The sequence below is a fragment of the Serratia sp. DFXYC6 genome, assembly GCF_057196085.1.
This window is the reverse complement of the sequence record NZ_JBXUNV010000001.1, coordinates 1,559,991-1,585,622: the sequence shown is the minus strand read 5'-3', so window position 1 is coordinate 1,585,622 and position 25,632 is coordinate 1,559,991. Positions and strand designations below refer to the sequence as shown.

28 protein-coding genes are annotated in these 25,632 nt (G+C 61.1%); 10 read left to right on the top strand and 18 right to left on the bottom strand.

The window, feature by feature from the left end; genetic code table 11:
• Window positions 1–16: 16 nt before the first annotated feature.
• Entirely contained in the window at window positions 17–1,255 is a 1,239-nt protein-coding gene (locus AC2CGQ_RS07660; protein ID WP_160125455.1) for a hypothetical protein, read from the bottom strand.
• Between the two features lie 335 nt (window positions 1,256–1,590).
• Between AC2CGQ_RS07660 and AC2CGQ_RS07655 the strand changes: the two genes are divergently transcribed.
• A complete protein-coding gene (locus AC2CGQ_RS07655) occupies window positions 1,591–3,216 on the top strand; it encodes a methyl-accepting chemotaxis protein (protein ID WP_442222665.1) in 1,626 nt (541 codons plus the stop codon).
• 153 nt (window positions 3,217–3,369) lie between these two features.
• On the opposite strand, the gene osmB is transcribed toward AC2CGQ_RS07655, so the two are convergent.
• The gene (osmB, locus tag AC2CGQ_RS07650) at window positions 3,370–3,582 is read right to left on the bottom strand and encodes an osmotically-inducible lipoprotein OsmB (RefSeq protein WP_004940700.1); all 213 of its coding nucleotides are present in this window, start codon (window positions 3,580–3,582) and stop codon (window positions 3,370–3,372) included.
• A 230-nt stretch (window positions 3,583–3,812) separates the two neighbouring features.
• Between osmB and AC2CGQ_RS07645 the strand changes: the two genes are divergently transcribed.
• The 3 genes from AC2CGQ_RS07645 (at window position 3,813) to AC2CGQ_RS07635 (ending at window position 5,141) form a co-directional block, all read left to right on the top strand.
• Window positions 3,813–4,208: a DUF427 domain-containing protein gene (locus tag AC2CGQ_RS07645; RefSeq protein ID WP_004940699.1), complete on the top strand. Its 396-nt coding sequence runs from the start codon at window positions 3,813–3,815 to the stop codon at window positions 4,206–4,208.
• A gap of 131 nt (window positions 4,209–4,339) precedes the next feature.
• Window positions 4,340–4,810, top strand: coding sequence for an Rrf2 family transcriptional regulator (locus AC2CGQ_RS07640; protein WP_004940698.1), 471 nt, complete (start codon window positions 4,340–4,342; stop codon window positions 4,808–4,810).
• Window positions 4,811–5,003: 193 nt separating this feature from the next.
• The gene (locus tag AC2CGQ_RS07635; RefSeq protein WP_004940695.1) at window positions 5,004–5,141 is read left to right on the top strand and encodes an AcrZ family multidrug efflux pump-associated protein; all 138 of its coding nucleotides are present in this window, start codon (window positions 5,004–5,006) and stop codon (window positions 5,139–5,141) included.
• A 39-nt stretch (window positions 5,142–5,180) separates the two neighbouring features.
• Here AC2CGQ_RS07635 and AC2CGQ_RS07630 read toward each other — a convergent pair whose 3' ends face one another.
• The 6 genes from AC2CGQ_RS07630 to AC2CGQ_RS07605 form a co-directional block, all read right to left on the bottom strand.
• Entirely contained in the window at window positions 5,181–5,942 is a 762-nt protein-coding gene (locus AC2CGQ_RS07630; protein ID WP_004940693.1) for an amino acid ABC transporter ATP-binding protein, read from the bottom strand.
• The gene (locus tag AC2CGQ_RS07625) at window positions 5,939–6,844 is read right to left on the bottom strand and encodes an amino acid ABC transporter permease (protein WP_049241052.1); all 906 of its coding nucleotides are present in this window, start codon (window positions 6,842–6,844) and stop codon (window positions 5,939–5,941) included. The genes AC2CGQ_RS07630 and AC2CGQ_RS07625 overlap by 4 nt, the downstream gene beginning before the upstream one ends.
• The gene (locus tag AC2CGQ_RS07620) at window positions 6,841–7,755 is read right to left on the bottom strand and encodes an ABC transporter substrate-binding protein (protein ID WP_049241050.1); all 915 of its coding nucleotides are present in this window, start codon (window positions 7,753–7,755) and stop codon (window positions 6,841–6,843) included. The genes AC2CGQ_RS07625 and AC2CGQ_RS07620 overlap by 4 nt, the downstream gene beginning before the upstream one ends.
• Before the next feature lie 17 nt (window positions 7,756–7,772).
• Entirely contained in the window at window positions 7,773–9,110 is a 1,338-nt protein-coding gene (locus AC2CGQ_RS07615; RefSeq protein ID WP_021504570.1) for an LLM class flavin-dependent oxidoreductase, read from the bottom strand.
• 19 nt (window positions 9,111–9,129) lie between these two features.
• On the bottom strand, window positions 9,130–10,434 hold the full coding sequence (locus tag AC2CGQ_RS07610) for an MmgE/PrpD family protein (protein ID WP_484593551.1): 1,305 nt from the start codon (window positions 10,432–10,434) through the stop codon (window positions 9,130–9,132).
• Window positions 10,435–10,650: 216 nt separating this feature from the next.
• The gene (locus tag AC2CGQ_RS07605) at window positions 10,651–11,538 is read right to left on the bottom strand and encodes a LysR family transcriptional regulator (RefSeq protein WP_021504572.1); all 888 of its coding nucleotides are present in this window, start codon (window positions 11,536–11,538) and stop codon (window positions 10,651–10,653) included.
• Window positions 11,539–11,659: 121 nt separating this feature from the next.
• Between AC2CGQ_RS07605 and AC2CGQ_RS07600 the strand changes: the two genes are divergently transcribed.
• Complete coding sequence (locus AC2CGQ_RS07600) at window positions 11,660–12,826, top strand: serine hydrolase domain-containing protein (RefSeq protein WP_172574707.1); 1,167 nt, start codon at window positions 11,660–11,662, stop codon at window positions 12,824–12,826.
• On the top strand, window positions 12,817–14,034 hold the full coding sequence (locus tag AC2CGQ_RS07595) for an MFS transporter (RefSeq protein ID WP_172574708.1): 1,218 nt from the start codon (window positions 12,817–12,819) through the stop codon (window positions 14,032–14,034). The genes AC2CGQ_RS07600 and AC2CGQ_RS07595 overlap by 10 nt, the downstream gene beginning before the upstream one ends.
• Here AC2CGQ_RS07595 and AC2CGQ_RS07590 read toward each other — a convergent pair.
• Window positions 13,961–14,836 carry an alpha/beta hydrolase gene (locus AC2CGQ_RS07590; RefSeq protein ID WP_484593550.1) on the bottom strand — a complete coding sequence of 292 codons (876 nt, stop codon included), beginning with the start codon at window positions 14,834–14,836 and terminating at the stop codon, window positions 13,961–13,963. The genes AC2CGQ_RS07595 and AC2CGQ_RS07590 overlap by 74 nt on opposite strands.
• A gap of 143 nt (window positions 14,837–14,979) precedes the next feature.
• Here AC2CGQ_RS07590 and AC2CGQ_RS07585 point away from each other — a divergent pair, with 143 nt between their 5' ends.
• The 3 genes from AC2CGQ_RS07585 (at window position 14,980) to AC2CGQ_RS07575 (ending at window position 18,317) form a co-directional block, all read left to right on the top strand.
• Entirely contained in the window at window positions 14,980–15,729 is a 750-nt protein-coding gene (locus AC2CGQ_RS07585; RefSeq protein ID WP_033633079.1) for a DeoR/GlpR family DNA-binding transcription regulator, read from the top strand.
• 12 nt (window positions 15,730–15,741) lie between these two features.
• Window positions 15,742–16,809 (top strand): oxidoreductase, encoded by a 1,068-nt coding sequence (locus AC2CGQ_RS07580; protein WP_484593549.1) that lies wholly within the window; start codon window positions 15,742–15,744, stop codon window positions 16,807–16,809.
• A gap of 113 nt (window positions 16,810–16,922) precedes the next feature.
• The gene (locus tag AC2CGQ_RS07575; RefSeq protein ID WP_484593548.1) at window positions 16,923–18,317 is read left to right on the top strand and encodes an MFS transporter; all 1,395 of its coding nucleotides are present in this window, start codon (window positions 16,923–16,925) and stop codon (window positions 18,315–18,317) included.
• On the opposite strand, the gene AC2CGQ_RS07570 is transcribed toward AC2CGQ_RS07575, so the two are convergent.
• The 7 genes from AC2CGQ_RS07570 to AC2CGQ_RS07540 form a co-directional block, all read right to left on the bottom strand.
• Window positions 18,302–18,841 carry a dihydrofolate reductase family protein gene (locus AC2CGQ_RS07570; RefSeq protein WP_484593547.1) on the bottom strand — a complete coding sequence of 180 codons (540 nt, stop codon included), beginning with the start codon at window positions 18,839–18,841 and terminating at the stop codon, window positions 18,302–18,304. The two genes, AC2CGQ_RS07575 and AC2CGQ_RS07570, sit on opposite strands and share 16 nt — an antisense overlap.
• Entirely contained in the window at window positions 18,841–19,242 is a 402-nt protein-coding gene (locus AC2CGQ_RS07565) for a VOC family protein (protein WP_015377846.1), read from the bottom strand. The genes AC2CGQ_RS07570 and AC2CGQ_RS07565 overlap by 1 nt, the downstream gene beginning before the upstream one ends.
• Before the next feature lie 145 nt (window positions 19,243–19,387).
• Window positions 19,388–19,582, bottom strand: coding sequence for a ribbon-helix-helix protein, CopG family (locus AC2CGQ_RS07560; RefSeq protein ID WP_004928567.1), 195 nt, complete (start codon window positions 19,580–19,582; stop codon window positions 19,388–19,390).
• A gap of 80 nt (window positions 19,583–19,662) precedes the next feature.
• A complete protein-coding gene (locus AC2CGQ_RS07555) occupies window positions 19,663–20,451 on the bottom strand; it encodes a spermidine synthase (RefSeq protein ID WP_004928565.1) in 789 nt (262 codons plus the stop codon).
• Between the two features lie 30 nt (window positions 20,452–20,481).
• Window positions 20,482–20,937, bottom strand: a complete 456-nt coding sequence (gene fabZ, locus AC2CGQ_RS07550) for a 3-hydroxyacyl-ACP dehydratase FabZ (protein ID WP_004928563.1) — start codon at window positions 20,935–20,937, stop codon at window positions 20,482–20,484.
• A gap of 188 nt (window positions 20,938–21,125) precedes the next feature.
• On the bottom strand, window positions 21,126–21,620 hold the full coding sequence (locus tag AC2CGQ_RS07545; protein ID WP_004928561.1) for a TIGR00645 family protein: 495 nt from the start codon (window positions 21,618–21,620) through the stop codon (window positions 21,126–21,128).
• 94 nt (window positions 21,621–21,714) lie between these two features.
• Window positions 21,715–22,914: an MFS transporter gene (locus AC2CGQ_RS07540; RefSeq protein ID WP_088381569.1), complete on the bottom strand. Its 1,200-nt coding sequence runs from the start codon at window positions 22,912–22,914 to the stop codon at window positions 21,715–21,717.
• Window positions 22,915–23,011: 97 nt separating this feature from the next.
• On the opposite strand from AC2CGQ_RS07540, the gene AC2CGQ_RS07535 reads away from it, so the two are divergent.
• On the top strand, window positions 23,012–23,953 hold the full coding sequence (locus AC2CGQ_RS07535; RefSeq protein WP_015377850.1) for a LysR family transcriptional regulator: 942 nt from the start codon (window positions 23,012–23,014) through the stop codon (window positions 23,951–23,953).
• A 6-nt stretch (window positions 23,954–23,959) separates the two neighbouring features.
• On the opposite strand, the gene AC2CGQ_RS07530 is transcribed toward AC2CGQ_RS07535, so the two are convergent.
• Both AC2CGQ_RS07530 and AC2CGQ_RS07525 read right to left on the bottom strand, forming a co-directional pair.
• Window positions 23,960–24,253, bottom strand: a complete 294-nt coding sequence (locus AC2CGQ_RS07530) for an Rdx family protein (RefSeq protein WP_004928553.1) — start codon at window positions 24,251–24,253, stop codon at window positions 23,960–23,962.
• Window positions 24,254–24,380: 127 nt separating this feature from the next.
• On the bottom strand, window positions 24,381–25,619 hold the full coding sequence (locus AC2CGQ_RS07525; protein ID WP_088381570.1) for an NAD(P)/FAD-dependent oxidoreductase: 1,239 nt from the start codon (window positions 25,617–25,619) through the stop codon (window positions 24,381–24,383).
• Window positions 25,620–25,632: the final 13 nt, after the last annotated feature.

The window sequence follows — 25,632 nt, the reverse complement described above, 5'->3', positions numbered from 1 at the left end:
GTAGATCCCGCCGCGCTCAGAAGTAGTAACCGATGTTTACGTTGGTGCGAAAATACCATTTATTGCTGCCGGAGGACTGGGTGCCGGTCCAGCCGGTGGCGTTTTCCACGCCGCCCCACGGATTGGCGTTCTGCGCCCAGGTCAGATCCACCCACAGCATCACCGGCATGGCGAACACCTGCACCCCGAGCGTATTCATTTTGGAGTCGGAGCCGCCGTGCCTGTCCTTCCAGAGCACGCTGTAGTCGTTGTAGAAGCGCAGCTTTTTCACCGGTCCCCAGGGCACCTCGACGTCGCGCGCCAGGTTGATGGCGGCAGTGGTGGCCTGCGACGGGATCAGATAGGCCGGCGTCAGGCCGTTGCCGCCCATCAGGATCACCGAATTGCTGGCGCCGGCCGGGCCTTTGGCGTCGTAACCGTAGCGGATCACCTGGCCGGACAGATGCCAGGCATCCCGATTCACCAGCGTATGCAGGCCCGCCGCCCAGAAGCTGCCGTTATCACCGGTCGCCTGGTTGTAGAGCCGCGAGGCCGCCAGCGAACCGCCGAGCTCATTGTCCCAACCGCCCTGGTGGAAAGCCCGCGTCAGCCGCAGGTTTACCTGATCGCGTTTTTCGTTGCGCTGCAGATGCTGTGAGGCAAAGTTGGTGTTCTTCAGATCGTCGTAGCTGGCGACGTCGGGGGCGTAACGCACGCCGGTCGGCATCATGCGCGGGTAGTAGGCGGCGTCAAAGGCCCAATCGCCCCGTTGGTATTGGTATTTGGCGCCGAGCCCGGTGTTGACGCCAAAGCCGAGGTAAAACGGAATGCCGTACGACCAGCCGAACTGCGGATAGGGCATCAGGCCGAACGGTTTGAACGGCGCGCCCAGCTGCACGGTGGAGCGCTCAGACAGGTGGTAGCCGACATAGGCGCGGTCGATGGCGTATTTGCGCCGATCCTGAAACCAGAATCCGCTATCGAAAAACGCGTCGTTTATCTGGCCGGCGGCATCGATGCGAAAGGCGTCAAAGCGTAAATGCGGCGGATGCCGATAATTGCTGCTGTGCCAGTCTTCATAGCGATAATTGGCGCGCAGCGCGCCGCCGATATCAATATTCTTTTTATTATCCTCGTTTTGCCAATGAATATGCGGAAAGGCCGGGCGGTTTTTTTTTACCGGCGCCACGGTGGCAGCAGCGTCGCTGGGCAATGTGACGGTAGTCGCGTAACTCACTGGTGAAACAAGAAAAAAACAAAGAGTGATCTTGCGCATGCCTGGCCCCTGGTGAATGTTTGGTTTTTATTAAGACGAGCGGGGTTTACCTGTGAATAAGGCGCTGTTGCTCGTTTGTTTTATATTTGAGACGTTTCATTGTGCGTTTCATATATTAAATTCATTTCCGGTTAATATATGAAACTTTGTTTCTTGTTTAATGGGAAAACTATAAATCCGGTATTGAACAAGTCAAGAAATAAAAATGAGCGTTGACGAGAAATTCCGATTATTGAGTCGCCCTGGTTTGCGGGGGCGACACAAAGCAGGCTGAAATAGTCGTGTCATAAATGCGCGTTAGACTCGCGGCATTCTGGCATTACTGACTAAAAATCATGAACATAAAACTGACACTTGGCCGCCGGGTAAAACCTGCGGCAGCGCTGCCGCACGCGTTTGGCATCGGCAAGAGCATGGGCTTATTAGGCGGCGTAATTTGCGTTATTGCGCTATTTTCTCTGCTGCAATTGTTTTCCACCGTATTTATTTCCACTATTCTGCACGACGCCAAGGTTAACCTGGTGACGGGAGACGGGTTGCATCGCCAGCAGGCGACGATGGATCGCGCCAGACTGTCGCTGCTGACGGCCAGCGACACCCTGAACCGTGCGGGCATCTATTATCTGCAGGACAAAGTCACCGGCTCCGACGGCAGTTGGCATAGCCTGCTGGATGAATCGTTGGCGGCGTTGGAGGCTTCAAAGCAGGCCTTTGCCCGGTTCGAGCGCTTGAGCGCGGCTGCGCCCGAAGCGGCGGGCGCCCTGAAAGACAGTTATCGCCTGTTCTATGACGGCCTGAAGGAACAGGCGCAAGGGTTGCAAAGCAGCGCCAGCATCGATGCGTTTTTCGCCGTGCCGATCCAGGCGTTTCAGGCGGATTTCAACGAAAAGTACCTCGCTTATCAGGCGCTGAACGAACAGCATGGCAATGACGTCAACGTGCGGCAATTGGCGGCGCTGGAGCAGGCCAATACCTTTGCGCTTGGCGCATTGGCCGCGCTGGCGCTGATCGCCGTGGGGGTGTGGTTCGGCGTCGCCCGCTGGGTGATAGCACCGCTGCAGCGGGCAATTGTCCACCTCAACGTGCTGGCCGCCGGCGATCTTTCGCGGCCGCTGCCGCCTGAGCGGGCGTTGAACCGCGAGATGCGTCAGCTGCAAACCAGCATTGGCCACATGCAGGGCGGTCTGCAGCGCCTGGTAAGCGAGGTGCGCGATGCGGCGAGCGGGATCCTGAACGGCGTCGAGCGGCTGGCGGACGGCAATCGACAGTTGACGGCACAGTCGGCGAAGCAGAACGGGGAACTGCAGTTGGCGACCGAGCACGTGCAGCAGTTGGCGGCGCGGGTGGAAGAAAACGGCCAATACGCGCAGCAGGCCAGCCAACGAACCGAACAGGCCCGGCAGTGCGCCGGCGCCGGTGAGCAGATGATGCAAACCGTCAATGTTTCGATGCACGGAATCGTCAACCAATCGGCTGAGATGCGCGGCATTGTCGCGCTGATCGACAGCGTGGCGTTTCAGACCCATATTCTGGCGTTGAATGCGGCGATCGAGGCCGCGCACGCCGGCGTTCACGGCCGCGGTTTCGCCATCGTGGCTAAAGAAGTGGGCTTGCTGGCGCAAAAGAGCAGCCATTCGACGCGCGATATTCAGCAGTTGATCGGTCGCTCATTGCAGCAAATCGATCAAGGTTCGCAGGCGGTCGAACGGCTGACGGGCAACCTGCGCAAAATTATCGATCTGGTGAACAAATGCAGTGCGCTGATGGGGGAAATCTCGCTGGCGTCATTCAATCAAGGGGAGAGCATCCAGGACGTGACGGCGCGCATCACCGCGCTGAATCAGGTGGCGCAGCAAACCGGCGCCGTGGTGAGCGCGGTGACCGAGGCTTCGCAGCTGTTGCAGGGCGAGTCGGAACGGTTAGAAAAAGCGATGGCGCGTTTCAGGCTGCCGGCGCAATAAATACTTCCGATGCAGGTTAATGAATAATAAAGCTGCGCTTAATGTTATTCATTATTTCCCTGTGCTGAGGGACGTTATTTCGATAAATAAAAACAGGCCGGCGCTTATGGATTAAAAAAGCGCCGGCCTGCAGAGATTATTTTAACGGGAGGATTAACGGCTGGTCTGGTGGCCGATAATACCGCCCAGCGCTGCGCCGCCGAGGGTGCCCAGCGTGCTGCCGTCGGTCAGCACTGCGCCGCCGACCGCGCCGACGCCCGCGCCGATCGCCGTGTTGCGATCGCGATTGGACATATGCCCACATGCGGTAACGGAAAGCGTCGCCATCACCACCACCAACACACCTGCGGCACGTTTAATATTCATAATCAGTTCCTGGTAAATTGGCTGATTAATGGATTAAAAATAATCCGATTAACCCACCGGTAGAAGTTGGGATGAATGTATTCCTCCGAAAGAAAATCGAACAGGTAAAAATTCTTAATTTTGCGGCGGTGAAAAGCGATTGCTCGCCGAATGTGCGGCCACCGACAAAACCGCTGGTCTATACTGGGAAGACGCCTCGCGGGGGCGGGGCACATACTCTGGAGGCCGCCATGTCCGATCTCGTTTCCGCGTCCGGCAAACCGGTGAAAATCCCCGGCCCGGATCACCCGATCACCTTGACCCGTCATCCGACGCGGGTCGTGGTGCGTGCTGCCGGGAAAACCCTGGCCGACAGTCGCAATGCGCTCATCCTGCAGGAAGCCACCTATCCGCCGGTGTTTTACTTTCCGCGTGAGGACGTGAAGATGGCGCTGTTGCAGAAAAACGAGCACGTCAGCTACTGCCCGTATAAGGGCGACTGCAGTTATTTCACCTTCGCGCTGAACGGCGCACAGGGGGCCAATACGGCCTGGAGCTATGAAATGCCTTACAACGCCGTGGTGGCGATCAAGGATTATCTGGCATTTTATCCCGACAAAGTGACAGAAATCAGTACTGAAGCCTGACCTGCCGCCGCCGCCGGGCGGGGGCAGGTTGACATTCCGCTTATCCCTACTCATTATGTGTATTACTGGAAACTGATACGCTTTCCTTATGTTTTAATCCGACATAAACGAAACTCTGAGCAGGTGCCAAGGTGTCTACCTCTACGCGATTTGCCGTTGCCATCCATATCCTGACCAACATCACGCTGTGTCGTGGCCAGACGGTGCGTTCCGAAGATATCGCGCGCAGCGTCAACACCAACCCGACGGTGGTGCGGCGGATCCTCGGCGCGCTGGCGGAGGCCGGGCTGACCTATTCGCAGATGGGGCAAGGCGGCGGGGCGCTGCTGGCGCGGCCGGCAGAAGCGATCTCGCTGCTGGACGTGTATCGCGCGGTGGAGGATCAACCCTATTTCATGCTGCACCGCGCCCGGCCTAACGATGCGTGTTATATCGGCCACGCGATTACCCCGGTGCTGGAGCAAGAGTTTGCGCGCGTTGGTCACGCGCTGGAGGCCAGCCTGGCGCAAACCAGCATCGCCGAAATGGCCGGGCAGGTCGAGCGGCAAGCCGGCTATCCTTTCGTCCCTTGTTCAGCGCAATATCAAGCGGATACGCAATAAAAACCCACGCCAATTCCGTCTTCCCGCAGAGCATTTTTTGCATTGCGTTAATGTAATTGTGTAAGTTACATTAGCTCGCATCAAGTGTGATGTGGCTCACGTTTTAGACTGCCTCCCCACGATAATCGATCGATTGGCCGGAAACCTTTTCTTCCGGCGCAGATTCGCTGTGCTTATAAACCAGGAGAGAACGATGTTAGAAATGCTTGAAAGCTTGGCCACCGTGGTGGTCCTGGTGCCGGTAATGGTGGCCGTCTTGCTCGGCGCGATTTACGGCTTGGGTGAAGTGTTCAACGTCTTTTCCGCTATCGGCCGCAAAAATAACGGCTGAATTTGAACGTCAGGGGACGCAACGCCCCCTGACGCAGGACTACAATACCGTCGCCAGGAAGTTGCGCGTCCTCTCATGTCCCGGCGCATCCAGAACCTGCTGCACGCTGCCCGTTTCAACCACCTTTCCCTGATCCATAAAGACAATCTGGTCGGCCACTTCGCGGGCGAAGCCGATTTCGTGCGTGACCACCACCATGGTCATGCCCGAATGCGCCAGGTCTTTCATCACCTGCAGCACTTCGCCAACCAATTCAGGATCGAGGGCGGAGGTCGGTTCATCAAACAGTAACACCTGCGGGTTCATCGCCAGCGCGCGGGCGATGGCGACGCGTTGTTGCTGGCCGCCGGACAGTTCTCGCGGCCAGGCGTTGATGCGATGTTCCAGCCCGACGCGGGCCAGCAGCTGCTTCGCCCGTTCCTGCACCTCGGCTTTTTTTTCCTTTTTCACCCGCAGCGGCGCGTCGCTGACGTTTTGCAACACGGTGCGGTGCGCAAACAAGTTGAACTGCTGAAATACCATGCCGATGCTTTTACGCTGTTCGGCCACCTCGGCTTCTTTCAGCTCGTACAGATGCCGGCCTTTTTGACGATAGCCGATCAGCTGTTCGCCAACGCGAATGGTGCCGCCGTCCAGCTTTTCCAGGTGGTTGATGCAGCGCAACAGGGTGGATTTGCCGGAGCCGGAAGGGCCGAGGATCACCGTCACCGAGCCTGCCGGGATGGTCAGGCTGATGTTTTTCAACACGTCGGTGCCGGAAAAGGATTTCCGCACCCGGTTGATGTGGATGGATGCGCTCATTGTTCACCTCCCTGAGGGGCTTTGCGGTTGAGGAAGAACCCGCCGCGGCGCGTTGCCTGCGTGCCGCGGCCAAAATAGCGCTCCACGTAGTATTGGCCAATCGACAGAATCGAAGTCATGGCCAGATACCACAGGGTGGCGACCAGCAGCAGCGGGATGACCTCGTAGGTGCGTTGGTAAATGATCTGCGCCGAATACAGCACGTCCTGCAGGGCAATCACCGACACCACCGCGGTGGTTTTCAACTGCCCGATCACCTCATTGCCCGCCGGCGGCAGGATGGTGCGCATCGCCTGCGGCAATACCACGCGCCACAGGATTTGCCCACGACGGTATCCCAGCGCTTTGGCGGCTTCCAGCTGGCCGCTGCCGACGCTTTGGATGCCTGCGCGCACGATCTCCGCCGCATAGGCCGACTGATGCATCACCAGCGCGATCACCGCCGCGCTGAAGGTGCTGATAAGGGTATTGGTCGGCGCGCTGGCGACTTCGCCAAGAAACGGGATCCACAGGCTGATGCGCGGATAAAGCGCGGCGATGTTGTACCAAAGGAACAGCTGCACCAGCATCGGCACCGCACGGAAGAACCAGGTGTAGAACCAGCTTACCGCAACCAATACCGGATTGGCCGACAGGCGCATCAGCGCCAGCAGCACGCCACCGGCGAAGCCGAACACCACCGAAATCACCGTCAGCTTAAGCGTCATGAGCACGCCGTTGAGGATGGAAGCCTCGGTGAGGTTTTCCGCCACCACCGCCCATTCAAAGCGCGGGTTGTGCAGCATGGAATTGATGATAACGCCGACGATCAACAGCACAATCAGGGCGCTGAGCCAACGCCCGTAATGCCGATGGCCGACGATGCTCAGTTCCGCGTCGTCGACAGGGTGTTGCCCACTCATTTGGCGATCTCTTCATTGATGCCGGCGGTTTTCACTGCACCAAAACCGATATCCCAGCCGTCGAGGATTTTCTGGTAACTGCCGTCGGCGATCAGAGAATTCAGCGCTGCCTGCACCGGTTTCACCAGTTCGGAGCCTTTCGGCAGGGCAATGGCCACCGTGGTGCCGTCAATGTTGATATCACCGGCCAGCGTCAGCGGTTTAACGTGGGTGGCCTGGTAGCGCAACCCTTCATACGGGCCGAAAAACATCGGTACGCGGCCGCTGATCACCGCTTGCACCCCGGCCGGGCGGTCCGGGAAGATCGGCATGGTGATGGCCGGCTTGCCGGCGGCGACGCATTGATCGCTGGCCTGCTGCAGGCGGGTGATCTGCGAGGTGCCTGCGCCGGCGCCGACGGTCTGGCCGCACAGCTGCGCCAGCTCGGTGTAAGGGCCTAGCGCAGCGTCTTTGCGGGCGATCAAGGCCAGCTTGGAAGCGTGGTAATAGCCGACGAAGTCCACCTGTTGGAAGCGCTTTTTGTTGGCGTCAATGTTGGCCAGCGCGACGTCATAACGGCCGGACTTCAGGCCGGGGATGATGTTGTCGAAGCCGCCGGTGTCCTTCCAGTGGATCGCCACGCCCAGGCGATCGGCAATCGCGCTCATCACGTCGATTTCACGCCCGGCCAGCGTTTTGTTGTCCGCCTGGTAAAAGGTGGTCGGCGGGGTGTTCGGGTTGGTGCCGGCAACGATGTAGCCGGCCTTTTTGATCGCTTCAGGCAGGCTGTCGTGCAGCGCCGGATCGGCGGCAGCTTTCAGCGCCGCCTTGAAGGGAACATCGCCTTCAGCGGCATGACCGGCTGCCAACGGCGCCAGCGTGGAGGAAGCCAACAGCAGGGACAGTACGGTGCGTTTGAATGTGGTTTTCATCATGATTTCCCTGCGGATTAAGCCGATTTTACGTTAGCGAAGTTGATTGCCGGTTCCGGCAGACCCAGGTTTTCACGCAGGGTTGCATGCTGATACTCTTCACGGAACAGGCCACGGCGACGCAGCTCCGGGATCACCTGCTCGACGAACAGTTCCAGCTGGTTGGGCAATACCGCCGGCATGATGTTGAAGCCGTCTGCGCCTTGCTGTTCCAGCCACAGCTGGAAGTCGTCGGCGATCTCTTCGGCGGTGCCTACCACCACGCGGTGGCCGCGCGAACCGGCCGCGACGGCCGCCAGCTCACGCAGCGTCAGGTTTTCCCGCGCGGCCAGATCGGTCAGCAGTTTCACGCGGCTTTGGCCGCCTTCGGTGGCGCCCACGTTCGGCACCGGGCCGTCCAGCGGATAATCGCTCAAATCGAAACCAAAGCGCGCCGACAGCTGCTCAATGCCGTTATCGATATCCACCAGTTGATTCAGCTGATACCAGGTTTCCTGCGCTTCTTCTTTGGTACGCCCGACAATCGGCATCACACCTGGCAGGATCAGCAGGTGGTCCGGGTTGCGGCCGGCGTCGGCCACGTATTTTTTCTGACTGCGGTAGAAAGCTTGTCCTTCTTCCAGGCTGGCGGCGGCGGTGAACACCACTTCGGCGGTTTCCGCCGCCAGCTGCTGGCCGGCCGGGGAAGAGCCGGCCTCAATGATCACCGGCCGTCCTTGCGGCGAGCGGGAAATGTTCAGCGGGCCCTGCACCGAGAAATGCTTGCCCTTATGGTTGGCGGCGTGGATTTTCTCGTCGATGGCGTACACGCCATTTTGCTTGTCGCGCACGATGGCGTCTTTTTCCCAGCCGTCCCACAGTTTGTAGCTGGCCTCGAGGAATTCCCGCGCCACTTCATAGCGTTCGGCGTGCGACGGCAGATCTTCACGGCTGAAGTTGCGCGCCGCATCGCTGGAGAAAGAGGTCACTACGTTCCAGGCGGCGCGGCCGTGGCTGATATGGTCGATGGAGGCCATGGCGCGTGCCAGGTGGAAGGGTTGATCGAACGTGGTGGAGGCGGTCGCCGCCAGCCCGATATGGCGGGTGTTGACCGCCAGCGCCGCGAGCAGCGTCAGCGGCTCCAGGCGTGACATCGTCGAGGGCAGGCGGTGCACGCTGGTTGCCAACGCGTCGCCGACGAAGAACATATCGAAAGTGCCTTCTTCGGCTTTTTTTGCGATCCAGGTGAACCAGTCGATATCGGTCGGTGAACCGCTGGCGCCTTCTGCGCGCCATCCCCCGATGTGGTGCCCCAGAGCCTGAACGAACAGGCCGAGACGGAGTTGGCGCGATGGTGTTGAAGGTGAAGTACTCATAATTATTCCTGTTTTATTATTAATTTAACAATGCAATCAGTCGCGGCAGCGCGCCAGGGGACATAAGCGCGCAGTCGCGGATAACGCTCTCGCCTTCGAGGCCCGGAAGCAGCTGCAGAATGGCGCGCAGCTTGGCGTCGAGGTCTGTCGGCCGGGCGGCGGTTTGCTTTCTTGTGACTATGTCACTTATTTGCCTCCCGTCCTGCAGCGTCAGGGTCAGACGATGGAAGCGCATCTCCGGATCGAGCGCGTCCGGCGGGGCTGCGGGATCGACATGGCGCACAACTTTTGCCGCCAGGGCGGCGATAGCCGCATCGACAGGCTGTTCGCCGTAATGCGTCAGCGGGACCTCGCCGTGGTATAGCGCATCGGCGATGACGTATTCGAGGCTAAAGCGCGCTTCCACACCGGTGGCCGGTTGGCGAATAAAGGGCGCAGTATCTGCGCCGGGCGGAAAACTGACCTCAACCTGTGCGATCTCCGCAAGGACGTCGCCTTGTGCCAGCAGCCGCGCGCGCAGGGCGAGCGCCGCCTCGGCCGCGCTGTGAGTGCCACCGCAAGTCGGGTACCGCTTGAATTCCAGCCCCGGCTGCAGGATGCGCCAGGGCGTGCCCCAGCCGGCGGTCAGGCATTCCGGTTTTTGCCGGCCGCCGCCGTGGGAAGTCAGCAGGCTGTCCAGCACGCCCTCCGGTTGGCCGATGAAACCGGCCTGAGCCAGCAGAGCGGCGTTGACCGCGTTGCGTGCCGCCAACCCGGCATGCAGCGGTTTGGCCGCCGAACCGAACTGGCTGCGCAGGCCCGCTGCCTGCGTGGCCGCCAGGCCCAGAGCAATCTGCGTCTGCCGCTGGTCAAGCTGCAGATAACGCGCCACGGCGGCGCAGGCGGCGACCGCGCCCAGGGTGGCGGTGCTGTGAAAACCCAGCACGTAATGTTGCGTGCCAGCGGCCAATCCCAGCCGGCCAGCGGCCTCTACGCCGATGACATAGGCGGTTAACAGCTCAGTGACATTGTCACTCTCACCGTTCAGCGCCAGCAGGGCTGAGAGCACTACGGTGCTCGGATGGCCACGCAGCGCAGGATGGTAATCATCGAAGTCCAACGCGTGGCTGACATAGCCATAGCGCAGTGCGCGGTTCTCGCTGCCGTTCGGCGGAAACGTCTTACCGATCGCTGCCAGACCGGCATCGCTCAACGCCCCGCGGGCAATCGGCAGCGCGCAGGCGAAGTAATCTTTCACGCCGCGGCGAGCGGCTGACAGGGCGTTTTCATCCGGCTGGCTGTTCAATATCAGATGGGCGAATTGGGCGGTTATCGGTAATGACAAGGCGTTAACACCTGAATTTATATACGGTTATGCACGAGTGCGGGGTGAAAGGTATTGTGTGGCGATTTTCGTTGTCCCGAAAGAACGAACGGCGCTTCCATATCTCTGAATGGAATATAACGACGGCACTGCGCCGCCGTCAGAGCTGCTGGCAGGCTGCGCCTTAGCTATTTTTGTGCAAAGCAAAGCTGTATTTGCTCTAGCACGATAGAGGACTCAGGCCGAGAAAAGGCGAACGCTCATGATGTCGATAAATGCCCTGAGACGCGGTGTAAGATGTTTGCTTGAAGGCCAGAGAATTTTGAGACTGCCACTGTGTCGGCAGTGGTCGCCAAGCACCGGTTGGAGCCGCCGTCGCTCCAGCGCCTCTCGCACCGCGAAATCGGGCAAGCAGGCGATGCCCAGGCCCTGTTCCGCCAGGTAAATCAGCGTGTCGACGGTGTTGCATACCGTGCGCTTGCCCAGGCCTTCGTCGAGCAGTTTATCTCCGCCCGCCACCGGCCAGGTCTCGACTTTGCCGGTGGTGGGGAATCTGTATAACAGGCAGGCGTGATCGCGCAGTTCTGCCGGCTGGCGGGGTATTCCCGCTCGGCGCAGATACTCTGGCGCCGCCACCAGCTGTAGGTGAAACGTGCCCAGTTGGCGGCTCATTAAGCGAGAGTCCTCGGTATCGCCCACGCGGATCACCGCATCGAACCCTTCTTCGATCACCGCGACCCGCCGGTCGGAAAAATCGGTTTCCAGCTCAATCTCCGGGTAACGCCGGACAAATTCCGCCAGCACCGGATTCAGCAGGCCGCCCACCAGCGGCAAACTGACACGCAGCTTGCCGCGCGGCGCGCTGTGCGTATCGCTGATTTCCCGTTCCGCCGCCGCCAATTCCCCGAGAATGCGCTGGCAGCGGTGCAGAAACAGCCGGCCTTCGGCGGTCAGCGTCATGCTGCGCGTGCTGCGGTGGAACAGACGCGCGCCCAGCCGATTTTCCAGGCGGGCGATGCTTTTCCCCACCGCGGAAGCGGAAATGCCGAGCACGCGCCCGGCCTCTACGAAACTCAGCGTCTCTGCGGCCTGCACAAAGACGTTCACCCCAGACAGATTATCCATTGCTTGCCCCATTGCGGACTTGAGTGTCCGCTATGAAAGGAAATCTAGCCTGTTTTTTCGTTAATCACCACGCTCTATGCTCGGTGGCGGCAGCATGGGCTGACTACCTGGGGTAATAAAAATGAATGAATACGGATCCTCTGCCAACGCGATTGACGGCGCGATAGAGCAAGCCTTGCGTGAAAAACGATTGGTTGGCGCGGTCGTTTTGGTGGCGCAGGGCGGTGAGATCGTTTATCACCGCGCGGCGGGCATGGCAGATCGCGAAGCGGGCAAGCCGATGGCGCTCAATACGCTGTTTCGTCTGGCCTCGGTATCCAAACCGATCGTGTCCACGGCGGCGCTGGCATTGATGGCGCAAGGCGCCATGCGGTTAGACGATCCGATCACCCGTTGGCTGCCGAATTTTCGCCCGCGGCTGGCGGACGGCACCACTCCGTTGATGACGCTACGGCATCTCATGACCCACACCGCCGGACTAAGCTACCGCTTTTTCCAGCCGGAAGGGGGATTCTATGCCCAGCTGGGCGTCTCCGACGGCATGGATGAAGCGTCTGTCAGCCTGCAGGAGAACGTGCGGCGTATTGCCTGCGCCCCTTTGCTGGCTCCGCCCGGCGCGGCGTGGCGCTATTCCATCGCCACCGATGTCCTGGGCGCGGCGATCGAACAGGCGAGCGGCCTGCCGCTGACGCAGGCAGTAAAAAAATGGGTGACCGGGCCGCTGGCGATGACGGATACCGATTTCCTGGCGGTGGATCCCGCACGTTTGGCGGCCGCTTACGCCGATCATCCCGGCGAGCCGCGCCGTTTGCGCCAACCGGATCGTTTACCGTTCATCGATGGCAGCGCCGGTTTTCATCTGTCGCCGGCGCGTGCGCTGGATCCGCAGGCGTACGCCTCCGGCGGCGCCGGCATGGTCGGCTCGGCGGAGGATTTCCTGCGCCTGCTGGAAACGTTGCGCCAGGGGGGCGGGCAGGTGCTGCCGGCCGAATGGGTGACGGCGCTGACCACCAACCAAATCGGCGATTTGCCGATGCCGTTTTGGCCGGGGCGCGGTTTCGGCCTCGGCATTACCGTACTGAAAGATCCCGTCGCCGCGCAAACGCCGGAGTCCGTTGGCAGCTGGCGAATGGGCGGCACCTATGGCCACTCGTGGTTCGTCGATCCTGTCCGGCAGCTCAGCGTCGTCGCGTTTACCAACACGGCGCTGGAGGGCATGTCCGGCGCTTTTGTCGGCGAGATTTGTCAGGCGGTCTATGCCGCGACGGGAGCGATACAATGCGCCTGATGCCACCGATTTTCTTTATCGCGCTGGGGTTGTTCGGCGTCTACTGCATCGAGTTTGGCGTGGTGGGTATTTTGCCGCAGATCATCGCGCGGTATGGCATCTCTACGGCGCAGGCCGGCTGGCTGGTCGGGATCTTCGCCCTGACCATCGCGCTGCTCGGGCCGCTGTTGGTGCTGCTGGCGTCGCGATTCAATCGCAAACGCATGTTGTTGATCGCGTTGACCGTGTTCGCGGCGGCCAGCGCGCTGTCCGCTCAGACGGACAGTTTCGCCATGCTCATGTTGCTGCGCATTGTGCCGGCGTTGTTTCATCCGATCTATTTTTCGCTGGCCATGGTGGCGGCCGCGGCGCTTTATCCGCCGCATCTGGCCACCAAAGCAACCGCCTATGCGTTCATCGGCACCAGCATGGGCATGGTGTTGGGGATACCGTTGACGCAATGGATCGCCGGGCAGTTCAGCTATGAGGCGTCGTTTCGATTTTGCGCGCTGGTAAACCTTCTGGCGGCGTTGGGATTGCTGTGGCGCTTGCCTGATGCGGCCGTGCAGCGCCTCAGCTATGGCAAACAGTTGGCAATCCTGCGCAGCGGCACGCTGTGGTTGAATATCATTACCTGCGTGCTGATCTTTGCCGCGATGTTTGCCGTCTACGCTTATGCGGCCGAGTACCTCAGCCGTGAAGCCGGCATTGGCGCCGCCGCCATCGGCTTTCTTCTGGTGGTGTTCGGCGTGGGCGGCGTCGCGGGCAATCTGTTGGCCGGCAAGGGGTTGAGCCGCCATCGTGCAGTGACGGTGCTGCTGCACCCGCTAGCCTTGATTGCGGCTTATGCGCTGCTGTATCGCTACGGCAGCGCGAATATCGGTTCGATGACGGCGCTTTGTCTGTATTGGGGAGCGACGCACACCAGCGGTTTGATCGTGACGCAGATCTGGCTGACATCCGAAGCCCCCGAGGCGCCGGCGTTCGCCACCGGGCTGTATATCGCCTTTATCAATTTGGGCGTGGCGCTGGGCTCACTGGCGGGCGGCTGGTTCATCGCCGCGTGGGGGCTACAGGGCAGCCTGCTGTGCGGAGCCTTGTTCGCCGCGCTGGCGGTGATTACGATCGCCGCCAGGCTGCGGTTGCAGCGGCAGACTACCGCTGCGTTGCGTCGATCATCGCCATCACCTGCCGGAACATCGCGCTTTCCGCATCGGCCAGCTCGTTGACCAGCGTAAAGTGATTGCAGTGGCGGTCGGCCAGCAACTGAACGTCGAGGCCGCGCGCCAGACAGGCGTCATAATAGGCCTGCGTCTGGTTTTTGAAGCCTTGCGTTTCCCGCTGGCCGACGTCGAGCAGGATCTGCGGCGCATGCTCTTTCGCTGGCAGCAAAAACAGCGGGCTGAGCGTTTGCGCCTGTTCGGGCGTCAGGTGCAGCCAGTCGTTGATGTAGATATCGCACAGCGGGCGCAGATCGTAGAGGCCACTCAGCGCCAGCGCGCCTTTGATCGCGTCGGGCGGCAGGCGATAGCGTTGCTGCCAGCCGTCGGCGATCAGCATGCCGCACAGGTGGCCGCCGGCCGAACTGCCGCTGACGAAAATGCGCGCCGGATCGATGCCGAACGGCGCCCCGTGATGATAAAGCCAGGCGACGGCGCTGCGCACCTCGTGCACGATCTCCGCCAGCGTCGCTTCTGGCGCCAGTGTGTATTCCAGCGTGGCGACGGCCACGCCGCGCTGGGCAAACGCGGCGGCCATCGAACAGGCTTCCTCTTTGCGCTGCGAATGCCAGTAGCCGCCATGAATAAAGATCAGCAGCGGGGCGGGCTGCGTGCAAGCCGGGAACAGATCGAGGCGCTCGGCGGCGCTCATGCCGTAACGCAGATCGTAAATGCCGGGCGTCTGTGCCTTGGCGCGCTGGGCCTGCGCGGCGTATTCCGCCATGCAGGCGTCAAAATCCTCCACCGACGCGCGGGCGTTGTATTGCACCGCTCTGGCGGCGGTATCGTCGAACATCAGGTCGATTTTCATAACTTCTCCTTGTTGGTGACGCTCGATTATCCACCTAATGCTTTTTTAATGTTTGATGCGGAATGCGCCGCCGACGGGCGTTCTTTTTTGCTTCTTTTTGCGGTATATTGCTGTTTTATGCGTTCTACTACGGAAATGACCCCATGCACAAAGCGGCACGACAGCGCCATTTACTGGATTTGCTCAGCGAACGTGGGCAGGCGGCGGTGGCGGAATTGGCCACCGCCATCGGTGTTTCGGTCGATACCGTGCGCCGCGACTTGGCCGATCTCGAGCGGCAAGGGTTGGCGCAGAAACATCACGGCGGCGCGATAGCGCTCGAACCCTCCGGCATGCCGCGCCAGGCGCGCGCTGCGCTGTTGCCGCAGGTCAAGCAGCGGCTTGGCCGCGCGGTGGCCGCGCAGATCCCGCCCGGCAGCACCCTGATGCTGGATGCGGGCAGTACGCTGTTGGCGGTGGCGCAGGCGTTGCGCGGCCCGGCGACGGTGATCACCGCTTCGCTGGATATCGCGCAGTGCCTGAGCGACAGGCCGGAGATCAATCTGATCTTGCTCGGCGGCCAGTGGGATGCGCGCCAGCGGCTGTTCGCCGGCAGCGCCACGCTGGCGTTGCTGGCGCGCTACCGTGCGGATATCGCCTTGCTGGGCGCCTGCGCGGTGCATCCTCAGCTGGGACTGAGCGCCGGCGAAGAGGCCGATGCAGAGGTCAAACGCGCCATGCTGGCTAACAGCGGCGAGCGCTGGCTGGTGGCCGACCATATGAAACTGGATCGCTGCGAGCCGCATCACGTTGCGGATCTGGCGCAGATCCAACGCCTGTTTACCGATCGCCCGTGGGACAACCTGGACGAACAATCATTGATTGAACTTTGTGTCGTCGCCGACGACCGCTAGAGGAGAACACTGATGAACGATAACGCTCAACCGTTGCAGGTGGCGCTGATTGGCTACGGCTTTGTCGGCAAGGCGTTTCACGCGCCGCTGATCAACGCGGTGCCGGGGCTGGAACTCAGCGTGGTGGCTTCGCGCGACGCCGACAAAGTTCACGCCGTCCTGCCGCATGCACGCGTGATCGCCGATCCGCTCGAGGCCATCCGCCTGCCGGAGGTCGATCTGGTGGTGATTGCTTCGCCGAACGCCACCCATGCGCCGCTGGCGCTGGCCGCACTGGAGGCGGGCAAGCACGTGGTGGTGGATAAGCCGTTTACGCTGGATTTGGCGCAGGCGCGCGCGCTGATTGCCGCGGCGGAGAAGCACGGCCGCCTGCTGTCGGTGTTCCAGAACCGTCGCTGGGACAGCGATTTCCTGGGGGTGAAACAGGTGATCGAGCAGGGGCTGATCGGTAAGGTGACGCACTTTGAGTCCCATATCGACCGCTATCGCCCTGAAGTACGGGTGCGCTGGCGTGAACAAAACCTCCCAGGCAGCGGGCTGTGGTTCGATCTGGGGCCGCACATGGTCGATCAGGCGCTGCAGCTGTTCGGTTTGCCGCACAGCGTGCAGGCCAACATCGCCACGTTGCGCCCCAACGCGCAGATTAACGACTGGGCCCACGTGGTGCTGAACTATCCGACGCACCGCGTGATCCTGCACGGCAGCATGCTGGTGGCGGGCGGCGTCTCACGCTTTACCGTGCACGGCGAGAAAGGCAGCGTGGTCAAAGCGCGCGCCGACGGGCAGGAGAGCCAGCTGCTGGCCGGCGTGACGCCGGGTTCGGCGGAGTGGGGCAAAGACGACGACGCGATGAGCCTGTTTATCGGTACGGAGCCGGTGCGCACGCTGCCGACGCCGGATGGCGATCAGCGCCAGTATTACTTCCAGGTGCGCGATGCGTTGCGCGGCGCAGGCGCCAACCCGGTTACCGCGGCGCAGGCGTTGGCGGTGATGGCGGTGCTGGAAGCGGCCACCCTGGCGGCGGAAACCGGTGTGACTCAGACGTTGCCGCTCACCGAGGCGGAAATCGCCGCCTGGTAACGGCTCGCGTCAGATAAGGCGTCAGGCGCATGGATACAGTGCATGCCATGCGTCTTCCGCCATGCTAACCCCTGACATAGGCTTACCCGCAGTCTATGTCAGGAGTGTTCATCATGTTATCCCACCCTTCGCCGCAAGGCGTCCGCGGCATACTGGCCGCTCTTTCTCTGAGCATGCTGCTGTCATCGCTTGGCATCAGCATTGCCAACGTCGGGCTGCCGGCGCTCGCCACTGCGTTCCATGCCTCGTTCCAGGCGGTGCAGTGGGTGTTGCTCTGCTATTTGCTGGCCGTCACCACTTGCATTATCGGCATCGGCCGTTTGGGCGACAGCCTCAATCGCCGCCGCCTGCTGCTGGCGGGCATCGCGCTGTTTACCGCCGCTTCGCTGATTTGCACGCTGGCTCCGCAACTGTGGCTGTTGCTGGCGGCGCGCCTGGCGCAGGGGCTGGGGGGCGCAGTCATGATGTCGATCGCCATGGCGCTGGCGGGCGAGGTTCTGGGGAAGGAAAAAATCGGCCGCGCGATGGGGCTGCTCGGCACTATGTCAGCCGTGGGCACCGCGCTGGGGCCGTCGTTGGGCGGCGCGCTGATCGCCGGTTTCGGCTGGCGGGCGATGTTCCTGATCAACCTGCCGCTGGGGCTGCTGGCGCTGTGGCTTGCCTGGCGATACTTACCGAATGGGCCGCGCGCGGCAACGCGCGCGGAACCGTTCGATCGCGCCGGCACGTTGCTGCTGGGCGGCGCATTGCTCTGCTATTCGCTGGCGATGACCCTCGGGCGCGGCGACTTCGGCGCGCTTAACCTGGCGTTGATGTTGGGGGCGCTGTTGGCGGGGGCACTGTTTATCCGCGTGGAACGCCGCGCCGCATCGCCGCTGCTTGCGCCGTCGATGTTCCGCCATCCGGCCCTGACGGCGGGGCTGGCGGCCAGTGCGCTGGTGATGACGGTGATGACCGCCACGCTGGTGGTCGGGCCGTTCTATCTGTCGCGGGCGCTGGGCTTAAGCGCCGCGCAGGTCGGGCTGGTGATGTCGGCGGGACCGGCGGTGGCGATCCTGACCGGCATACCGGCCGGCTATCTGGTGGATCGCTTCGGATCGCAGCGCATCGCCCAGTTTGGGCTGACGGCGGTGGCCGCAGGCGCGGCGTTGCTGTCACTGTTTAACCGTTGGGGCGTGCTCGGCTATATCGCCCCCATCGCGCTGTTGACCGCCGGCTATGCGCTGTTTCAGGTGGCCAACAACACCATGCTGATGAAGGATCTGTTTCCTGAACGGCGCGGGCTGATCGCCGGCATGGTGAACCTGTCGCGCAATCTGGGGGCGATCACCGGCGCGTCGGCGATGGGGGCGCTGTTTTATCTGGCTTCGCAGCAGGTTGCGGGCACTGCGGCCGCCGCGGCTTACGGCATGCGGGTGACCTACGGCGTGGCGGCGCTGTTGGCATTGGCGGCGTTGCTCATCGCCTTCGGCGGTCGCCGCCTGATGCTGCGTTACGGCGCGCGCTGAACCGCGTAGCGTTCTTGCACGAAACCGTTGTCCGATGAAGTGACGGCAAGCAGGCGCAGGCGCTGCTCCTGGCCATCGGCGCCGAATAAGGGGATACCGCCGCCCAACAGCAGCGGCACGCGCGTAATCGTCAGTTCGTCGATCAAGCCGGCCTGCAGGAAGCGCTGCACGGTCTGGCCGCCGTCGATATACAGGTGACGGCAGCCTTGCTCGGCCAACTGCGTCACGATGGCCGCCGGTTCGCCATTCATCCAGCGAACGTGGCCCGTTGCGTGCGGCGCGGGCGGCTGCGTCGACAGCACCACCACCGGCAGTGCGCCATAGGGCCACTCGGGAAAGGCGCGGACTTTATCATAGGTATGGCGGCCCATCACCAGCGCGTCGATGTTGGCGACAAACGCTTCAAAACTCAGCCCATTGAGCAGCGAAACCGCATATTCGGGCCGCAGCAGCCAGTCGATGTCGCCGTCCGGTCCGGCAATGAATCCGTCTACGCTGGTGGCGATGTAAACCGAGCATTTCATCAGGCGAGATCTCCCCGATAAACCACATGCACCTTGTTGCCGTCGGGATCGCGCAGGTAAGCGCCGAAATAGCCTTTGCCGTAGTGCGCGCGCTCGCCGGGCTCGCCTTCACTGCTGCCGCCCGCCAGCAGACCGGCGGCGTAGGCGCGTTTAACCGCCAGCTCGTCGGCGGCGAGGAAGGCCAGCATGCTGCCGTTGCCGGCGCTGGCGGGCTGTCTGTCGAAGGGTTGGTAGGCGTAAAAACGCGGCAGCGTTTGGCCTGGCATCACCCAGCAGCGGGCGGCGGGGCCGCCGTCCGGCGTCACTTCCCGCCGTTGTAAGCCCAATGGCAACAGAATGGCGTCGTAGAACGCGGCGGCGGCATCCAGATCGCTGACGCCGACGGTAATATGGCTGAACATGGCGCGTTTCCTTCCCCAAGAGAGAATAATGAACGCCTAAAACAGTAGCAGCGATATCGCAGGATGGACAGACCGCCGTGGAGGATTCGGATTAGGGACGCGCGCAGGTGTAGCGCGCTTCACGGTTTGCGGGGCAGGCCGCCGTTCAATTGCTCTCGACGCGCGGATTGGCGTGGGTCGGCTGGCTGGGATAATCCACCTGATGCTTGTGCAGATAATCGCGGATCAGCTGACGCACCACCTGAGAAGGGGTGACGTCCTGCTGCAGGCACAGCTCTTCCAGAGCTTTCTTCTTGTCCGGGTCAATCAGCACCGTTAGCCGCGCCGTTTTCTTTTCCATCAGGATCCTCCAGAGAATGATGACTGAATGATAATACCATGTGGACGAAGCGGCCAGCCAGACCGCGTCGCCGCTCGTTCTTAGCGGAAATGCAGCCGTTCTATTTTGCGTGACAGGTAGCCGAGTTCGCAGTTGAACAGCTCGCCGCTGCCGGCGGCCAGCGTGCGCAGCGTGCTGAGCGGCAACGTCACCTGCGCCGGCGTGGCGTAAATGATCACGTTGCCGCTGGGGGCGACGCAAAATAATACGGTGCCGAATATCCGGTGCAGGCTGTGGTACAGCAGGCTGTTTTCATCGGGCAGATCGTGGTAATTGAGCACCAGCCAGCCCCCGTCGTTCAGCCGCGCGGCGCAGTTTTCCAGGAATGTCTGGGTGCCTTGCTGCGGATCCATGGCGAACGCCGAATAGAGATCGGAGAAAATCAGGTCGTAACGCGTCTCGGCGGGCGGGCGCACAAAGTCCATGGCGTCGGCGGTACGCAGGCTGATGGTGTCGGTGGCCGGCAGCGTAAAATAGCGGCGCGCGACGGCGATCACCGCGGCGCGCAGTTCAACCACGTCCAGACGCATGGCCGGATCGAGCGCGTGCAGCGCACGCAGCAAGCTGCCGCCGCCTAACCCCAAGATCAGCGCCGAGGTCGGCGGCTGCCAGGCCACCGCCATCAGCATCGCTTTGATGTAGTTGTGGATCGGCTGCGCGGGGTTGCTGAGGCTCATCTTGCTTTGCTCGCAGATGCCGTCAAACCGCAGCGTGCGGTAGTCCTTGTGATCGGAAACGATGATTTCGCCCCAGGCGTCGGTTTCGCGAGCGATCACCTGGCCGCGCGGGGAGAAATCGAGGGTTCTGAGTAAGCTGTCAACCAGAGACATGGTATTCGCAGGTTTCCTTTGGCAAGCGGCCTATTTACGGGCGCACATGAAATCGGCGGTGCAAATGCGCCGGCCATCGATGCTGGCGCGGCCGGTGAAGCGGGCGATCGCGCCTCGCCGGCGTACAAAGGCGACCTCCATCAACACCTGGTCGCCGGGACGGGCGGCGCGATAAAACCGCGCCCGCTGAATGGAAGCGAAGTAGTAATGTTCTCCTTCATTCAACGCCCCGAGATAATAATGCGCCAGCAGCCCGGTGCTTTGCGCCAGCGCTTCCACCAACAGCACGCCGGGAAAACCGGCGAAGTGCGCATGGCCGTTCCAGAACGTCGGCTCATTGGCGGTGATGTTCTTGATGGCGCTCAGCCGGCCTTCGGCAATGCAGGTGCCGGCGGGCAGCACGCGATCGACCAACAGGCAGGGATAACGATGAGGCAGAATCGCCTGAATATCGTTGAATTGCAGGGGGTGACCGTTTAATGGCATGGAAGTGCGTGATCCTGTCTGCGGCGAATCCGGTGTGGTGGCCGGCGTTCGGTCCATAATGAGTGTAATGACATTATAATAAAATTATCATCAGATGTGCCAGATGAAAGACATGACGGCGGTGACGGTTGGGGAACAGCGAAGGAGGGGAAGACACCCGATCCTGACGATCGGGCGTGGTGGCGCGTTTAGTGCTTGGAGCGGGTCACCTTGTCCAAATAACCCATCACGAAGGCGGAGAGCACGAAGGTGAGGTGGATGATCACATACCACATCAGCTTGTTGTCGGGCACGTTCTTGGCGTCCATAAACACCCGCAGCAGGTGAATGGAGGAGATGGCGACGATAGATGCGGCGACCTTGTTTTTCAGCGAGGTGGCGTCCATTTTGCCCAGCCAGCTCAGTTTCTCTTTCCCTTCGGTGATATCCAATTGCGAGACGAAGTTTTCATAGCCGGAGAACATCACCATTACCAACAGGCCGCCGACCAGCGCCATGTCGATCAGCGACAGCAAGGTCAACACCAGATCGGCTTCGGTAACGGCAAAAATATTTGGCAGGACGTGGAGAATTTCCTGAAAAAACTTGATCGACAGGGCGACCAGAGTGAGCGAAAGGCCGAAATAAACCGGCGCGAGCAGCCAGCGGGAGGCGTACATCGCGTTTTCTAGCAAGCGTTCCATCATAAAATTGTTTTAAATGCGTAGCAAAAAGGGCGCTCAGTATAGCGCAAGAGGCCTGGGTGAAATCAACCGCTTGCGCCAGCAGAGGGCGCTATCAGGCCACTACGCGCGCCGTTTTGCGCCCGCTGCGGATCCACAGCGCCACGGCCCCCGCCGCCGTCGCCAGCGCCACGACGCCCGGCCAGCCCGCGCTTGCCAGAATGCGGCTGCCGAGGGCGGCGCCGGTCGCCATACCGATGAAGACGCCGGTGAACAAGAGGGCGTTCAATCGGCTGCGGGCTGCCTGATCGAGACCGTAAACGATGGTTTGGTGCGCGATCAGCGTAGCCTGGATGCCCAGGTCGAATCCGACGGCGCTCAGCGCAATGAGCGCCAGTTGCGCCGGGAGCGGCAACAGCGGCAGCAGAAACATCAAGGCGAAGGAGGCCAGAACCAGTCCCGCGCCGATACGGGTCACGACGTCAGGGCCGTGCCGATCGGCCAGACTGCCCGCCAACGGCGCCGCCAGCGCACCCGCCGCCCCCGCCAGGCCAAACGCGCCGGCGGCCGCGCTGCCGATCTGGTAGCGCTCCGCCAGCATCAACGCCAGCGTTGACCAGAAAGCGCTGAAGCCCAATGACAGAAAGCCTTGCGCCAGCGTTGCGCGCCGCAGCGCGGGATACTCGGCCCACAGATGTCCCAGCGAGCGCAGCAGCGCGGGGTAACTCAGCGCGTTATGAGGGCGAAGACGCGGCAACATGCGCCAGATCGCCAGCGTGATCGACAAAACGCCCAGCGCCGCGAGTGCGTAGACGCTGCGCCAGCCGGCGTACTCGGCGAGTGCGCCGCTGAACACCCGCGACAGCAAAATGCCGGCCAATAGCCCGGTCATCACTGCGCCGACGGTTTTGCCGCGGCTGGCCTCCGGCGCCAGCGTGGCGGCGGCGGGGATAATGTCCTGCGCGACGGTGGCGGTCAGGCCTATCGCCAGGCTGCTGAGCAACAACAGCGGGAACGAGGCAGCAAAAGCACAGAGTAACAGCGTCAGCGTCAGCAGCGCGCCTTTTACCAGAATGATCCGCCGGCGATCGTACCGGTCGCCGAGCGGCGCCAACAGTAAAATGCCCAGCGCATAGCCTAACTGGGTCAGCGTCGGCACCATGCCGGCATCGGCGACGCCGGCGTGGAAATCGGCGCCCATCATGCCAAGCATGGGCTGGCTGTAATAGATTGACGCGACGCTGAGGCCGGCGCCGGCGGCCAGCAGAAATACGACGTTGGCGGACGGTGCACCGTGGGTGGTGGCGGTGTTCATGGCAAAAATTCCTGCAAAGTGAATGTGCGGTCATTTTTACCGCTTGCTTCATGCCGCTGTAGCCCCCTCGCAGGTAAAACTGTTATACACTCAACGTATGAATAAAATTAACTTACCTAACGGCGACCGCATAACTTTGCTGCATACGCTGGTGCGCATCGTCGAAAGCGGCAGCCTGTCGGCGGCGGCGCAGCAGCTGGGCACTTCGCAGCCGACGATCAGCCGGCGTCTGCAGGCATTGGAACAGCTGCTGGGCGCCAAACTGATCCAGCGGACGACCCACGCCCTCAAACTGACCGATGACGGCGAGCGCTGTTACCGCCAGGCGCGGGGGCTGATCGAACAATGGCAAAGCCTGGAAGAAGGGCTTGGCGGCGCGCGCGACGAACCGGTCGGCGTGTTGCGCGTGCGGGCGCCGCACGCATTCGGCCAGGATCAGCTGATCGGTCCGTTGGGCGAGTATTTGCGGCGCTACCCGCAAACTTACGTTGAGTGGACGCTGAACGATCATTCTCCGGACTTTATTCCCGAGGGGGTGGATTGCGCCATTCACGTCGGTGCGGTGACCGATCCGTCGGTCGTGGCGGTGTTGCTGGCGGAGGTGCCGCGCAGCACGGTGGCGTCACCGGCGCTGTTGGCTGAACGACCGGCGATCGTCGATCTCGACGATTTGGCCTCATTGCCGTGGCTGGCGGTAAACAGTTTTTATCGTAATGAGGTCGTCTTGACCCACGCGACCAGCGGTGAACAGCGGCGTTTCGACATCGCGCCGAGGTTGAGCACCGACAGCCTTTATGCGGCGCGCAAGGCGGCGCTGGAAGGGCTGGGCGTCGCGATCGTGTCGTCTTGGGTGGTGAAAGAAGAATTGGCGCAAGGCGCTCTGCAGACGCTGTTACCCCTGTGGCGAGCTGAGCCACTGCCTATTTACCTGTTGTATCCCTACGCCAGCTATTATCCCGCGCGTTTACGCAAATTCATGGAAATGATGAAAGAAACAATGCCGCGCATTCTCGGCGCGCAGCCGCCGACGGGGCGCTGACGGCCTTCAGTGTCTGGCTTTTTTACCGTCGCTGTGGCCGAGAGAACGATCGGGGAAGCTGTGATCGCGCAGCCGCTGCTTTAACTGCGCCGCATCGGGGAAGCCGCCGTCAATCTTGCGATCCCAAATCATCACGCCATCGACGCTGATTTGGTAGACCCCGCCGGTGCCCGGCATCAGGGTGACGGAGGCGAGATCGTCGCCGAAGGTGTTCAGCAGCTCTTGCGCCATCCAGCCGGCGCGCAGCAACCAGTTGCATTGTGAACAGTAGTGAATCGTAACGGCGGGTGCGTTTTTCATCGTTGATCGACCGGTTAGTGGTGACGGCTTGCAATCAGCCTGCTGGCTCGCAAGCGATGGTGGCTGTGTATCGCCAAATAGTCAAGCGCCTGCTGCGGCCAGAGCGACAAGGGGAGCCGAGTGTGCATCACGGCCGCTTGCTTCCGGCAAACCATTCAACCCCGCGCAGCATGCCCGCCCAATAAAACCGGGGTAAAAACCAGGCTTTCAGCCACCAGGCCATACGGCTGGGCTGGGTTGCGTCGAGCAGTGGAAACGTGGGCAGCAATTTACCGTCATAGCCAAACTCCGCCAGCACAACTTTGCCTTTCTCGACCGTCAATGGACAGGAACCATAACCATCATAATGGGCTGTGAGAGGCGTGCCATGAATACGTGCCGCGACGTTTTCCGCCACCACCACCACCTGCTTTCGCGCTGCCGCCAGGGTTTTGGCGTTTGGCGTTGAGCAACAGTCGCCTACCGCAAAAATATCCGGCCAATGCTTATGTTGCAGCGTCAATTTATCCACATCGCACCAGCCGGCGCCATCCGCGAGTCCGCTTTGCGAAATAAACGCCGGGGCTGATTGAGGCGGCACCACGTGAAGCATATCGAAGGGCAGGGTTAACTCGCGTTTTTCCTCTTCATTTGTCTCCACGGCAAATATCGCTTGCCGATTTTCGCCATCTATACGGATTAAATTATGATTGAAGTTGACCTGTGCACGGTATTTTTCCAAATAGCCGCTCAGCGGGGGGACAAATTGCGGAATGCCAAAAACCGCCGTGCCCGCAAGGCAGAAATTGACGTTAATATTATTCAGAACGCCTTGTCGCCGCCAATGGTCGCATGAAAGATATAAGGCTTTTTGCGGCGCGCCGGCGCATTTTATGGGAAGCGTGGGTTGGGAAAATATCGCCTTGCCGCCTTGCATCTCCCGGATCAGTTGCCAGGTGTATTCTGCAAGATCAAAACGATAATTAGAGGTGACGCCGTTAAATCCTAACGTCTCTTCAAGGCCTTCTATTTTATCCCAACGTAAAACAAGGCCGCAGGCAACAATAAGGAAATCATAGCTTACGCGTTTACCCTGACGGGTCTCGATATATTTTTCATTGGGATCAACCCTGACAACGCTGTCCTGGAGCCATGAGACGCCAGAAGGAATAACATCGCGCATGGCGCGCTGCGTTTTATTGATATCAAAGAGCCCGCCGCCCACCAGGGTCCATGCCGGCTGGTAATAATGACAGTCATTGGGTTCAACGACAGTTATATCCGCATCTTTAACTCGCTTCCTTAAGCTTGCGATGACGCCGATGCCAGATGAACCACCGCCAATAACAACAACTTTCTTCAGGGTGTTTATTTTTTCTGGTTTCATGCAGGTCTCCTTT